This is a genomic window from Alteraquisediminimonas sediminicola (assembly GCF_019740335.1).
GTDB classification, from domain to species: Bacteria; Pseudomonadota; Alphaproteobacteria; order Sphingomonadales; family Sphingomonadaceae; genus Alteraquisediminimonas; species Alteraquisediminimonas sediminicola.
Map to the genome: position 1 here is coordinate 336563 of NZ_JAHXZS010000002.1, position 12764 is coordinate 349326.

A 12764-nucleotide genomic window follows, 5' to 3' on the forward strand; every position below is an offset into this window, starting at 1 on the left:
TATTGGCGCGAAAGCCTAAGGCAGCGGATGTTGCCGCCGGCGACTGAGGCTAAAACAAAAAAGCCCCCCCTTAAAAACTCATTTCCTCATAGACATGACGGACATCGCCCTGCCACTCGCCCTGATAGCGCTCCAACAGCAATTCCGCCTTGGTCTTGCCGCTGTCGATAATCTCATCGAGCGGGTTGAGGAATGACGCTTCATTTTCACCCAACGCATTGACCTGCGCGCGCGCCGTAAGTCCCGCCCGCGCAATGTCGAGAATGGCACGCCCCAATTGCTGGAACGTCCGGCCATCCGGGGCGAGAGTCTTGAGACCCAAGGTCGGCACCTCGGCGCGAATGCGATGATGGTCGGCGATGCTCCAGCCCTTGACCACATCCCATGCGGCATCAAGCGCGGCCTGATCATACAGCAGCCCCACCCAGAATGCGGGCAGCGCGCAAATGCGGTTCCACCGGCCCCCATCGGCCCCGCGCATTTCGAGGAAGCTCTTCAACCGCACTTCCGGAAAGGCGGTGGACAAATGGTCGTTCCAATCGCCGATATGCGGCTTTTGGCCCTTGTACGCAGGCAGTTCGCCCTTCAGAAAATCGCGGAAAGACTGGCCTGCGGCATCGATATATTTGCCGTCGCGATAAACAAAGTACATCGGCACATCGAGCATATAATCGGCATAACGTTCATAGCCGAAGCCATCTTCGAACACGAATGGCAGCATGCCGGTGCGATGCGGATCGGTATCGGTCCAGATATGGCTGCGATAGGAGAGTTTGCCATTCGGCTTGCCCTCGGTGAAGGGCGAATTGGCGAACAAAGCCGTAGCCAGCGGTTGCAGCGCAAGACTGACCCGGAATTTCTGCACCATATCGGCTTCGGACGCATAATCGAGATTGGTCTGGATCGTGCAGGTCCGCAGCATCATATCAAGGCCAAGATTGCCGACACGCGGCATATGGCGGAGCATGATGTCATAACGGCCCTTGGGCATGATCGGCAATTCGGCGCGGGTTTTGTCCGGCCACATGCCAAGACCGAGGAACCCCAGCCCCATTTCCGCGCCGATTTCCTTCACCTGCCGCAAATGCCGTCCGGTTTCAGCACAGGTCTGGTGCAGATTTTCGAGCGGTGCGCCCGACAATTCCAATTGGCCCGCCGGTTCAAGGCTGATCGCGCCATCCGCGCCGGTGAGCGCAATGACATTATCGCCCTCCATCACCGGTTCCCAGCCAAAGCGCGTCATCGCCATCAACAGATCGCGAATCCCGCCTTTTTCGTCATAGCTCGGCGCGCGATGATCGGCGGTGCGATAGACGAATTTCTCATGCTCGGTCCCGATGCGCCAGCGTGCAGCCGGCTTTTCGCCCTTGGCAAAAACGGACAGCAGGTCATCCCGGCTGTCGATCATCGGTTCCTCTCCGGCGGATTCTGTTTTCGTGCTCATGGGGCAGTGCTTTACCCATCTAATACGGCGCTCGCAAAGCAATAGTTGCGCGCACTCACCAATCCCCCGCCGCCGCCATCCAGACGGACAACGCCGCCGCCGCCGCCGTTTCGGCGCGCAAGATACGCGGCCCCAAACCAACGCCAACCGCCTGTGGCAAGGCGCGAATCGCTTCGCGCTCGTCCGGGTCAAAGCCCCCTTCCGGGCCGATCAGGATCGCGGCAGGCTGGCCGCGCCGTGCCTCAGCCGCCTTGGCAAACGCTTCACCCCCAGTTTCATCCGCGAAAAACAACACGCGATCTTCCGGCCATGACCGCAACAATGGCGGCAGCTTCACCAATTCGGCCAGTTCGGGCAGGGCCGTGCGGCTGCATTGTTCCGCCGCCTCGGTCAATTGCGCCATCGCGCGTTCATGATTGATCTTATCGACAACGCAGCGCCGGGTCAGCACCGGCACCAGCCGCGCCGCGCCCAGTTCGCACGCCTTTTCGAGCAAAAACTCGATCCGCCCCTTTTTGATCGGGGCAAAGCACAGCCACAAATCCGGCACGATCTCCCGCGCCCGCAGCAATCGCTCCACCCGCAGCACGAGATCGCGCTTACCAACCGCCTCCGCCACGCCGAGCCATTCACCCGAGACATTATCGCATAATTTGACCGGATCACCGATCTTGGTCCGCATCACCGTGGCCAGATAATGCGCCTGTGGGCCGTCGATACGAATACTGCCCCCTTCGACCAGCATTTCACTGGTGAACAGGCGCGGTGTCGATTGCGGTGGCCAGGCGGGCGTTGCGGGCATAAAGAGGCGCTTATCATGACAATAGCCGCAGATGAACCCTTGATCGTGCCAGACACGCAGTATCATGGCCTGCTCGGCCTGCTGCCCGCCGCATGGCGACCCTATATCCAATTGGCGCGGATCGATCGGCCAATTGGGAGCTGGCTGCTCTATTGGCCCGGCGCATGGGCGATCCTGCTCGCAGGCGGGGGCAGATCGCATTGGCCGTTGCTGTTGTGGTTCGCGCTCGGATCATGGGCGATGCGCGGCGCGGGCTGTGTCTATAATGACATTGTCGACCGCGATCTTGATCGGATGGTCGCCCGCACCCGCGCCCGCCCGGTTGCCTCCGGTCGGGTCAGCCTGAAAGCCGCATGGGCGTGGTTGATGATCCTGTGCGCCATCGGCCTTGTCGTGCTGGTGCAATTGCGCTGGGAAGCGCAACTCGTCGCCCTCGCCAGCCTTGGCCTTGTCGCGGGTTATCCGTTCATGAAGCGCATCACATGGTGGCCACAGGCATGGCTCGGCCTTGTCTTTGCATGGGCCTTGCCGACCGGCTGGGTCGCGGTAACGGGGACCATCCACCCGGCGATGCTGTGGCTGTATGGCGGCGCGATCGCGTGGGTGATCGGCTATGATACGATCTACGCCTTGCAGGATCGCGAGGACGATGCGCTGGTCGGCATCCGGTCTTCGGCACTGCGGATGGGCGAACATGCCCGCGCCGGAATCTGCGGCTTTTATGCGGTGGCGATCCTATGCTGGGCCATCGCCTTTTGGCAGATGCGGCCACAGGTGATTGCCCTGCTGCCATTGCTGCCGGTTGCCTCGCATCTGGCGTGGCAGGCGATCACGCTTGAAACCAGTCGCACAGACACAAAAACGGGCGAGAATGCCCTCGCCCGTTTTCGGTCTAATCGCTTCGCCGGGCTGTTGATGGCCTTGGCATGCGGCGTATTGGGGACGACGGCTTAAGAAGCCTTTTCGTCCTCGCCGGTCACCGGGCGACGGTCGAATACCTGATCGATCAGGCCAAAGCTCTTGGCTTCTTCGGCGGTCATGAAATTGTCGCGCTCCATCGCCTTCTCGATCGTGTCGATGTCCTTGCCGGTATACTTCGAATAAAGCGAATTCATGCTGGCGCGGATGCGGAGAATTTCCTGCGCCTGAATCGCGATGTCGGTCGCCTGACCCTGTGCACCGCCCGAAGGCTGGTGAATCATGATGCGCGAATTGGTCATCGCAATCCGCATCCCCGGCTCACCCGCCGCGAGCAGGAAGCTGCCCATCGATGCAGCCTGACCGATGCACACGGTGCCGACCTTCGGGCGGATATATTGCATCGTATCATGGATCGCCATGCCCGCCGTCACCACGCCACCCGGCGAATTGATGTACATCCAGATGTCCTTTTTCGGATTTTCCGATTCAAGGAACAAAAGCTGGGCGACGATGACGGACGCCATCTGGTCTTCCACGCCACCGCTGACGAAGATGATCCGTTCACGCAGCAGGCGGGAGAAAATGTCGAAACTGCGTTCGCCCCGGGCGGACTGTTCAATGACGATCGGGACAAGAGCATCAATCGGATTCATCGGTTTTGTTTTCCTTGCTGGCCTGAATTCCCGGAAAGGGAGAAAAAGCGGCGGATCGTCTTATGTTATGGGCACCCACCTGCACAAACGCAAGTGGATGCAGCAGCATGATCGTTCAATCCGTGCCGGGGGCCGGATAAGCGAGATAGAAAAGGCGACGCACTTCGCGCCGTCCGCGCACGACCGTATCGAGGATCAACCCGGTCATGAAACTCAACGTCGCCAAAATCACCAAGCCCGTCGAGAGCAACGCCGTGGGCAGGCGCGGGACAAGGCCGGTGTCGAGATAGGTCAGCACCAACGGCACCGCAAAACCAATCGCCAACAGCAACAGCGCCAGCCCGATCAGCCCGAAAAACAATATCGGCTTTTCCAAGCGGAACAGGTTGAGGATCGTTTTCAGGATGCGCCAGCCATCGCGATAGGTCGACAGCTTCGACTCCGACCCTTCCGGGCGCGCGCCATAGGCCGTCACTTCTTCCGCCACCGGCATCCGCAATTCCAGCGAATGTACGCTGATCTCGGTTTCGATTTCAAACCCTTGCGACAAGACCGGGAAGGATTTGACGAAGCGGCGGGAAAACACGCGATAGCCCGACAAAATATCGCTGAACGACCGGCCAAATAATTGCGTCAAAATCCCGGTCAGCATCGCATTGCCGAGACGATGTCCGCGACGATAGGCTGCCTGCACTTCGCTCTCGCGCGCGCCGACGACCATATCAAGTTGCTCATCCAATAATCGGGAGATCAGGCGCGGCGCGGCGGCGGCGTCATAGGTCGCATCGCCATCGGCCATCACATAAATATCGGCATCGACATCGGCAAACATCCGGCGCACGACATGGCCCTTGCCCTGCCCGCGTTCACTCCGCACAATCGCCCCGGCGGCTTTCGCGACCTCGACCGTGCGGTCCCGGCTGTTATTGTCATAGACATAAATCACCGCATCTGGCAGCGCCGCGCGGAAATCAGCGACCGTCCGGCCAATTGCCGCTTCTTCATTATAGCAGGGCAGGACCACCGCCACGCGTGGCGATGATATTGTCTTGGCGGTCATGAAATGCCCTTCAATCATTGCAGAATTACCCATGCAATATTCGGTTCTTGCCTGCACGGTCGATGCGCGAGACCAGCAACAAGAGCAAGCAGGAAATCGCCGAAATCACCAGGCCCGCCTGTTCGAAAGGTGCCCAGCCTCGCTCCAGCCGATATTGATGCACCCCTTCGGGCACTTGCCAACGCACCAGACCCTGCGGCCCCCGATGATAGGTCAGCGAAGTGGCAGCGGAAGTGCGTTCCAACTCCATCAGCCGCCAATGGGGAAAGAAGAATCGCCGCGCGACCAATTCGGTCGGCGCTTCTGCGGTGACAAGGACCTCCATCGCGCCATCCGGAAAATCACGGGCCTCCAAAACGCGCCCTTGGCCAATAACCGCCAGCGGCATCTTGGGCAGGTCGATCATATACGATGCGGGCCGCCCATATTCATCCACCCCCAAGGGATAGCCCGGCGGCAGATATTCCGGCGCATCATATTTCCGGTGTACATAATAGGCCCGCATCTGCGCACCGTTGGAAAAGGCCTGCCCTACCAACGCGCCCGACATGTACAGATAAAAAAGCATGCCGATGGCTAGCAATTGCGCCGCAAAAAATCTGACCAAGCGAGGAAATTGCAATCCTGTCATGACCAACAGGCTGATCATCGCGAATTCGACCAGCGGAAATATTCGCCACGGAAATTGGACCTGCCTGATGCCCGGCAACTCCCAGAAAAACGGCACCAATCCGGTCATCAGCATGACGCAAATGAATATATATCCTGCCCAGAATTTGACCGGCTTACGATCGCCCGCCGCCCGCCACGCCATCACCGCCACCACAGCGCAGCCCGCCGCCAGCGCAGCACCGCCAAGCGTGCGCTCAAACAACTCCGCGCCGAACAGCCCGAACCTGCCGGTCAGGAACAGCCAGTTCTGCGGCTGGAAAAACGGCCCGAACAATTTATCGACGGAAATATATGGCTGGAGCGCCAAAGCAGGCCATAAAAATACCGCGCTCAAGCCAAGGCCAACCACCCCGCCGATCAATAACCGACCGGCCAGACCGCGCCGCCCTGCATCCTCACTTATCAACAAAAACCCCGCATAGGCCGGGATCAATATCACCGTCGCCAACAAGGCAACCGGCAAATGGGCAAGGAGCAGCAAGGCATAGCCAAGCGCCAATAATGACACGCCATAGGACTGCCGCGCCGCCACTCGCCGCATCGCCAGCGCCACCAGCGGGACCATCGCAAAGGCGGAGGCCTCGGCCAGCGCCGCACGGGCGTAAATGTCATGGAGGTGATAAGGCGCGGCCATATAAGCCAGCGCGCCAATCAGGGCGACACGCGGCGAAGCAAAGCCCGCCAGCCACGCCCGCATCGTCAGGCCAGACAGGCCAAGAAAAAACAGGGAAGTGATCGACAACGCAGCCACCAGCTTGACGCCGGACAGGCTAACCAGTCCCAATGTCAGAAAATAAAGCGGCGCATAGAAATAGAAGCTGGGGCTACCAAAGCCGTCCCATGATTCGGGCAGCCAGCGCGGGTAAAATTCACCTTGCCGCATCAGGGCCGCGATTTGCTCGCCCCAGACAAGATTATAGCCACCGCTTTCAACATAAATCGGGCCGGCAATTATTTCCGGCAGCATGAGCAACACTGCCCATGCGCATATCAACGCGACCGGTGGCAGGGAGCGCGATTTGCGCCCCCTGCCACCAATCACGTCAGATATCATGCATCAGCCTTTTTGGCCGGTGCTTTCTTGGCAGCAGGCTTTTTAGCGGCTGGCTTTTCAGCGTCAGCAGCCGGTTCGGCGTCTGCTGCCTTGGCCTTTTTGGCCGCAGGCTTCTTGGCAGGCTCCGCAGCTTCAGCCGCAGGTTCAGCAGCAGCAGCAGCAGCCTTTTTCGCGGCTGGCTTCTTCGCCTTTGGCGCGTCGCCATGGTCATGACCACAATTCGGGCCATGCACGTGCGGCTTGACGTCCGAATCGGCTTCGATCGCTGCTTCCAATTCGTCACGCGTCACGGCGCGGTCGGAAATGCTGGCCTTGTCGAACAGGAAGTCGACAACCTTGTCTTCATACAGCGGGGCGCGCAGCTGAGCAGCGGCCATCGGATCCTGCTGGATATATTGGATGAAGCGCTGCTGATCCTGCGGGTTATACTGCTGGGCAGCCTGCATCACGAGGCGGCTCATTTCCTGCTGGCTCACTTCGACATTGTTCTGCTGGCCGATTTCCGACAGCAACAGGCCAAGGCGCACGCGGCGTTCAGCAATCTTGAGATAATCGTCACGATCACTTTCCAGCTCCGCCTTGGCGGCTTCTGGATCGGCTTCATGACCGGCTTCATGTTCAAGCTGCTGCCAGATCTGGTTGAATTCCATTTCAACCATCGTCGGCGGCACGGCGAAATCATGACGGTCGGCCAGTTGATCGAGCAACTTGCGCTTCATGTGCGTGCGGGTCAGGCCGTTCAGTTCCTGTTCGAACTGGCCCTTGAAGATTTCGCGCAGCTTTTCAAGGCTTTCAAGGCCGAGATTCTTGGCGAAATCATCATCGATGGCGGCTTCGACCGGCACCTTGACGGCAGTGACCTTGACTTCAAAAGTCGCTGGCTTGCCAGCGAGTTCCGCCGCGCCATAATCTTCCGGGAAGGTGACGTTCAGGACTTTTTCGTCGCCGATCTTCACGCCAACGAGCTGGTCTTCAAAACCCGGGATCAGATTGCCCGAACCCAGTTCCACCGCCATGCCTTCGCCGGTGCCGCCATCAAAGGCGACGTCATCGACCTTGCCGACGAAATCGACTATGACCTGATCGCCGGTCTTCGCCTTGTGCTTGGCCGGAGCATCATCGAACTTCTTCATCTGCTTGGCGAAGTTCTGAAGCTGCTCGTCAATCTTTTCCGACGGCACTTCGACCGTCAGGCGTTCGAGCGTGATGCCTTCAATCGCCGGGGCTGGAACATCAGGCAGCACTTCAAGCGCGACCTTGATTTCGGCATCCTGGCCATGGGCATAGCCTTCCGACAGCTCGACGGACGGCTGAATCGCCGGACGAAGCTTGTTATCGGCCAGCACCTTCTGGACGCTGTCTTGCACCGACTTTTGCAGGGCTTCAGCAGCGATGGCTTCACCGTGCATCTTGCGCACGAGATTGGCAGGCACCTTGCCGGGGCGGAAGCCGGGCATTTTGATCTGCGGCGCGACGGTCTTGATTTCAGCCTCGACACGGGCTTCGATTTCCGTAGCGGCGATCGTCACAGTATACGCGCGCTTCAGGCCTTCATTCAGCGTTTCAACAGTCTTGATCGACATTATCAGCCTCTATGTTCCAAAAATTCTCTTGGGATGGCCCTCCCCGCCACGGGCGAAAACTGGTGCGGGCGAAGGGACTCGAACCCCCACATCTTGCGATACTGGAACCTAAATCCAGCGCGTCTACCAGTTCCGCCACGCCCGCATGATAGGACCGTCGGTCGGGGATGCCCTATACCAATAGTATATCAAACGGCAAGTGATGCCTGCAAAACGGTGTTTCTGCTGCCTTGCGCTATTGAGTGCGGCACGGCAAATTGCACCAATCCGCCGCCAATTCTCCTCTAGGCGATTCGGAAAGCGGAGGCTAAAGGGGCACGCATGACCCAGATCACGCCTGAAATCGTGGCCGAACACGGCCTGTCCCCGGAAGAATATGCGCGCGTCCTGAACGCGCTTGGCCGCGAACCGAATCTGACCGAACTCGGTATATTTTCGGTCATGTGGTCGGAGCATTGCTCCTATAAATCTTCCATCATCCACCTGAAAAAACTGCCGACCACCGGCCCGCAAGTGATTTGCGGCCCCGGCGAAAATGCGGGCGTCGTCGATATTGGCGACGGTCAGGCCGCGATTTTCAAAATGGAAAGCCACAATCACCCGTCTTATATCGAACCCTATCAAGGCGCGGCGACCGGCGTCGGCGGCATCCTGCGCGACGTGTTCACCATGGGCGCGCGTCCGATTGCGAATCTCAACGCCTTGCGCTTTGGCCGTCCCGATCATCCCAAAATGCGCCATTTGATCGCAGGCGTCGTGCACGGCATCGGCGGCTATGGCAATTGCGTCGGCGTGCCGACTGTCGGCGGGGAAGTGAATTTCCACCCGGCCTATGACGGCAACATCCTTGTAAACGCCATGACCGTCGGCATCGCCGAAACGGACAAGATCTTCTATTGCGCCGCGTCCGGCGTCGGCAATCCGATCGTCTATGTCGGTTCCAAGACTGGCCGCGACGGCATTCATGGCGCGACCATGGCTTCGACCGACTTCACCGAAGAATCGGAAGACAAGCGCCCGACCGTGCAGGTCGGCGATCCCTTCACGGAAAAACTGCTGATCGAGGCCTGCCTCGAACTGATGGCCTCTGATGCGATCGTCGCGATTCAGGACATGGGGGCTGCAGGCCTGACCTCGTCCTCGGTCGAAATGGCGTCCAAGGGCGGCGTGGGCATCGAACTCGACATGAACATGGTGCCGTGCCGCGAAACCGGCATGACCCCTTATGAAATGATGCTCTCCGAATCGCAGGAGCGCATGTTGATGGTCTTAAAGCCGGGCCGCGAAGCCATGGCCGAAGCAATCTTCCACAAATGGGAACTCGATTTCGCCGTCATCGGCCATGTCACCGACACCGGCCATATGGTGCTCAAGTTCAACGGCGAAACCGTGTGCGACATTCCGCTTGCGCCTTTGGCCGATGATGCCCCGCGTTATGATCGTCCCTGGGTGAAAACCCCGTCCCAGCCCGCGCTTGCGCCCTTGGCCGAAAGCGCGGACCTCGCCGCCGATCTGTTGCGCGTGATGGGCTCGCCCGACATCGCCTCGCGGCGTTGGATCTGGGAACAATATGACCACATGGTCGGCGCGAACACGGTGCAGCGTCCGGGCGGCGATGCGGCGGTTGTCCGCGTTCATGGCACGCAAAAGGGGCTGGCGATCAGCACCGATTGCACCCCGCGTTATTGCTATGCCGATCCGTTTGAAGGCGGCAAGCAGGCGATTGCCGAATGCTGGCGCAACATCACCGCTGTCGGCGCCAAGCCGCTGGCGACGACCGACTGCATGAATTTCGGCAATCCGCAGCGCCCGGAAATCATGGGCCAGTTCGTCGGCTGCATCGAAGGCATGGCCGAAGCCTGCCTCGCACTCGATTTCCCGATCGTGTCGGGCAATGTCTCTTTGTATAATGAAAGCAAGGCGACGGGTGGCGGCAGCGCCATTCTGCCGACCCCGGCTATTGGTGGCATCGGTTTGCTGGCCGATTGGTCCAAATCGGCGACCATCGCATTCAAGGCCGAGGGCGAAGCGATCTGGCTGGTCGGCGGTCATGGCGAACATCTCGGCCAGACGATCTGGCTGCGCGAATGCCGTGGCCGTGAAGAAGGCCCGCCGCCGCAGGTCAATCTGGAAAAGGAAAAGGCCCATGGCGATCTCGTCCGCGGCCTGATCCTCGACGGCACGCTGACTGCAGTCCATGACGTGTCCGATGGCGGCGTGCTCGTCGCGGTCGCAGAAATGGCGCTGGCCGGCAATATCGGCGCACAGCTCGATCTGCTGACCACCGCGCGCGCCTTTGGCGAAGATCAGGGCCGTTATGTCGTGACGGCACCGGATGGCGTGGTCATCCCGAACGCGATCCATATCGGCATTACCGGCGGCGAACAGGTGATGGGCGCAACCCTCACCGATCTGCGCGCCGCACATGAGGGCTTCTTCCCGAATTTGATGGGGAATTAATCGGATCGCTGGCCGGACAGGGAGACCTGTTCGGCCAGCCCCCCCTCACCCTTCCCGGCGCTTCTTGTCCCAATAGGCCAGCCGCTCGCTGATCCGGGCCTCAAAGCCGCGTTCGACCGGCTTATAAAAGCGGGCGGGCTTCATCCCGTCCGGCCAGTAATTGGCCCCCGAAAAACCGCCCTCCACATCATGGTCATAGGCATAGTCCTTGCCATAGCCGATATCCTTCATCAGCTTGGTCGGGGCGTTCAGGATATTCGCGGGCGGCGCAAGGCTGCCGGTATCCTGCGCTGCCTTCCATGCGGCCTTTTGCGCGACATAAGCGGCATTGGATTTGGGCGCGGTCGCGCAATAAAGGCAGGCCTGCACAATCGCCAATTCGCCTTCCGGGCTACCGAGAAACTCATAAGCATCTTTCGCGGCCAAGCACTGCACCAATGCCTGCGGATCGGCCAAGCCAATGTCCTCCGAGGCAAAGCGCGTAATCCGGCGCAGGACATAGAGCGGCTCCTCCCCCGCCGTCAGCATCCGCGCCAGCCAATATAACGCCGCCTGCGGGTCCGATCCGCGCAACGACTTATGTAATGCCGAGATCAAATTATAATGGCCGTCCCGGTCCTTGTCATAGACCGCCATCCGGCGATGCAGCAGCGCCGCCAGTGCTTCCGGGTCCAGCGCTGCCTCGATATCCACCGCAAATAAGGTTTCAGCCTGATTGAGCAGGAACCGCCCATCGCCATCCGCGCTGTTGATCAGTGCCGCGCGCGCCTCTGACGTCAACGGCAGTTCGCGATGCTCCAGCATCTCGGCGCGATGCAACAATTGCTCCAGCGCTGCCTCATCCAAACGTTTGAGGATCAACACCTGCGCCCGGCTCAACAAGGCGGCATTGAGGGCAAAACTCGGATTTTCCGTCGTCGCGCCGACAAGGGTGATCGTGCCATTTTCGACATAGGGCAGGAAACCATCCTGCTGGGCGCGGTTGAAGCGATGGATCTCGTCCACGAACAACAAGGTCGTGCGGCCAAGATGACGATACTCCGCCGCCGCCGCAAATACCTTTTTCAAATCCGCCACGCCGGAAAATACCGCCGATACGGCTTCAAACCGCATCCCGACCGCATCCGCGAGCAAACGCGCAATCGTCGTCTTGCCGGTGCCGGGCGGTCCCCACAGGATCAGCGACGACAGCCTGCCCGCCGCGACCATGCGCCCGATCGTGCCATCAGGCCCGGTCAGATGGTCTTGGCCGACCACTTCCTCCAAAGTGCGTGGCCGCAGCCGATCCGCCAGCGGTCCTGCCGCCACAGCTTCACCATCAAAAGAGCGTCGGGAATCGGGAACAAACAGATCAGCCATAAATGCCATTGTCCCCCCTCTGGCCAAGCCGATCAAGCGTTCAAACGGTCGATTTCGCAGGGGCGCATCATGGTTAAGCTGGTCAGCAACCCCCTTCCAGCCGAAATATGGCGAATTTCCAGTGGTTTTACGGCTTTTTGAACGCTTTTTGGTTTGACAGGGGGAATCAATCTGCTCTTAATGCGCCACGGCACTACTGCCGGGATTTTATGATACGACAAGGGGGTTCTGGAGGCATGAACAAGCAGGAACTTATCGGCGCGGTTGCAGAAGCGACTGGCTTGACCAAGACCGACGCTGGCAAGGCTGTGGAAGGTGTCTTCGACGCCATCACTGGTGCCCTGAAAAAGGGTGACGAAGTTCGTCTCGTTGGTTTCGGCACGTTCGCTGTGACCAAGCGCAAGGCTTCGACCGGTCGCAATCCGCGCACGGGCGAACCAATGAACATCAGCGCTTCGACGCAGCCGAAGTTCAAGCCCGGCAAGGGCCTGAAGGACGCGGTCAACTAAATAACATTCGACTTCTTGCGAAGTCGGGTTGACAAATCCGGGCGGCGGACGCAAACGCCGCCCGTGATTTTGGTGATGCTGAAAAGCACTCCACCAAAAGAATCAGACGACATCCGCGATCAACCACAATCGCAATCAGGATTCGCCTGTGAAAGCGTGGGCGCGTAGCTCAGTGGTAGAGCACTGTGTTCACACCGCAGGGGTCGCAAGTTCAATCCTTGCCGCGCCCACCACGCTTTCCCTTTAT

At 59.6% G+C, this 12764-nt stretch carries 10 protein-coding genes and 2 tRNA genes; 4 read left to right on the forward strand and 8 right to left on the reverse strand.

The window, feature by feature from the left end; translation table 11 throughout:
• Positions 1 to 70: 70 nt before the first annotated feature.
• Together K6117_RS07645 and K6117_RS07650 are read right to left on the reverse strand one after the other, a co-directional pair.
• Positions 71 to 1444 carry a glutamate--cysteine ligase gene (locus K6117_RS07645; protein ID WP_221793550.1) on the reverse strand — a complete coding sequence of 458 codons (1374 nt, stop codon included), beginning with the start codon at positions 1442 to 1444 and terminating at the stop codon, positions 71 to 73.
• A gap of 55 nt (positions 1445 to 1499) precedes the next feature.
• Positions 1500 to 2246, reverse strand: coding sequence for a 16S rRNA (uracil(1498)-N(3))-methyltransferase (locus tag K6117_RS07650; protein WP_221793552.1), 747 nt, complete (start codon positions 2244 to 2246; stop codon positions 1500 to 1502).
• Between the two features lie 15 nt (positions 2247 to 2261).
• Here K6117_RS07650 and ubiA point away from each other — a divergent pair, with 15 nt between their 5' ends.
• On the forward strand, positions 2262 to 3200 hold the full coding sequence (ubiA, locus tag K6117_RS07655; protein ID WP_221793554.1) for a 4-hydroxybenzoate octaprenyltransferase: 939 nt from the start codon (positions 2262 to 2264) through the stop codon (positions 3198 to 3200).
• On the opposite strand, the gene clpP is transcribed toward ubiA, so the two are convergent.
• The 5 genes from clpP to K6117_RS07680 form a co-directional block, all read right to left on the reverse strand.
• Positions 3197 to 3820: an ATP-dependent Clp endopeptidase proteolytic subunit ClpP gene (clpP, locus tag K6117_RS07660; protein ID WP_221793556.1), complete on the reverse strand. Its 624-nt coding sequence runs from the start codon at positions 3818 to 3820 to the stop codon at positions 3197 to 3199. The genes ubiA and clpP overlap by 4 nt on opposite strands.
• A 115-nt stretch (positions 3821 to 3935) precedes the next feature.
• Positions 3936 to 4913 carry a glycosyltransferase family 2 protein gene (locus K6117_RS07665; protein ID WP_246604935.1) on the reverse strand — a complete coding sequence of 326 codons (978 nt, stop codon included), beginning with the start codon at positions 4911 to 4913 and terminating at the stop codon, positions 3936 to 3938.
• Positions 4906 to 6606: a hypothetical protein gene (locus tag K6117_RS07670; protein WP_221793558.1), complete on the reverse strand. Its 1701-nt coding sequence runs from the start codon at positions 6604 to 6606 to the stop codon at positions 4906 to 4908. Before K6117_RS07670 ends, K6117_RS07665 begins: the two co-directional genes overlap by 8 nt.
• Complete coding sequence (tig, locus tag K6117_RS07675) at positions 6603 to 8183, reverse strand: trigger factor (RefSeq protein WP_221793753.1); 1581 nt, start codon at positions 8181 to 8183, stop codon at positions 6603 to 6605. Before tig ends, K6117_RS07670 begins: the two co-directional genes overlap by 4 nt.
• 66 nt (positions 8184 to 8249) lie before the next feature.
• Positions 8250 to 8334, reverse strand: a tRNA-Leu gene (locus K6117_RS07680).
• 176 nt (positions 8335 to 8510) lie between these two features.
• On the opposite strand from K6117_RS07680, the gene purL reads away from it, so the two are divergent.
• Positions 8511 to 10649, forward strand: coding sequence for a phosphoribosylformylglycinamidine synthase subunit PurL (gene purL / locus K6117_RS07685; protein WP_221793560.1), 2139 nt, complete (start codon positions 8511 to 8513; stop codon positions 10647 to 10649).
• 45 nt (positions 10650 to 10694) lie between these two features.
• Here the strand turns inward: purL and K6117_RS07690 are convergent, their stop codons facing one another.
• A complete protein-coding gene (locus K6117_RS07690; protein ID WP_221793562.1) occupies positions 10695 to 12008 on the reverse strand; it encodes a replication-associated recombination protein A in 1314 nt (437 codons plus the stop codon).
• A gap of 236 nt (positions 12009 to 12244) precedes the next feature.
• On the opposite strand from K6117_RS07690, the gene K6117_RS07695 reads away from it, so the two are divergent.
• The gene (locus tag K6117_RS07695) at positions 12245 to 12517 is read left to right on the forward strand and encodes an HU family DNA-binding protein (RefSeq protein WP_221793565.1); all 273 of its coding nucleotides are present in this window, start codon (positions 12245 to 12247) and stop codon (positions 12515 to 12517) included.
• Positions 12518 to 12675: 158 nt separating this feature from the next.
• Positions 12676 to 12750: transfer RNA gene (locus K6117_RS07700), tRNA-Val, on the forward strand.
• Positions 12751 to 12764: the final 14 nt, after the last annotated feature.

Excerpts from the sequence above, each read along its gene's own strand:
- K6117_RS07645 (WP_221793550.1), bottom strand. The coding sequence starts at position 1,444 with ATGAGCACGAAAACAGAATCCGCCGGAGAGGAACCGATGATCGACAGC.
- K6117_RS07650 (WP_221793552.1), bottom strand. The coding sequence starts at position 2,246 with ATGCCCGCAACGCCCGCCTGGCCACCGCAATCGACACCGCGCCTGTTC.
- ubiA (WP_221793554.1), top strand. The coding sequence starts at position 2,262 with ATGACAATAGCCGCAGATGAACCCTTGATCGTGCCAGACACGCAGTAT.
- clpP (WP_221793556.1), bottom strand. The coding sequence starts at position 3,820 with ATGAATCCGATTGATGCTCTTGTCCCGATCGTCATTGAACAGTCCGCC.
- K6117_RS07665 (WP_246604935.1), bottom strand. The coding sequence starts at position 4,913 with ATGGGTAATTCTGCAATGATTGAAGGGCATTTCATGACCGCCAAGACA.
- K6117_RS07670 (WP_221793558.1), bottom strand. The coding sequence starts at position 6,606 with ATGATATCTGACGTGATTGGTGGCAGGGGGCGCAAATCGCGCTCCCTG.
- purL (WP_221793560.1), top strand. The coding sequence starts at position 8,511 with ATGACCCAGATCACGCCTGAAATCGTGGCCGAACACGGCCTGTCCCCG.
- K6117_RS07690 (WP_221793562.1), bottom strand. The coding sequence starts at position 12,008 with ATGGCTGATCTGTTTGTTCCCGATTCCCGACGCTCTTTTGATGGTGAA.
- K6117_RS07695 (WP_221793565.1), top strand. The coding sequence starts at position 12,245 with ATGAACAAGCAGGAACTTATCGGCGCGGTTGCAGAAGCGACTGGCTTG.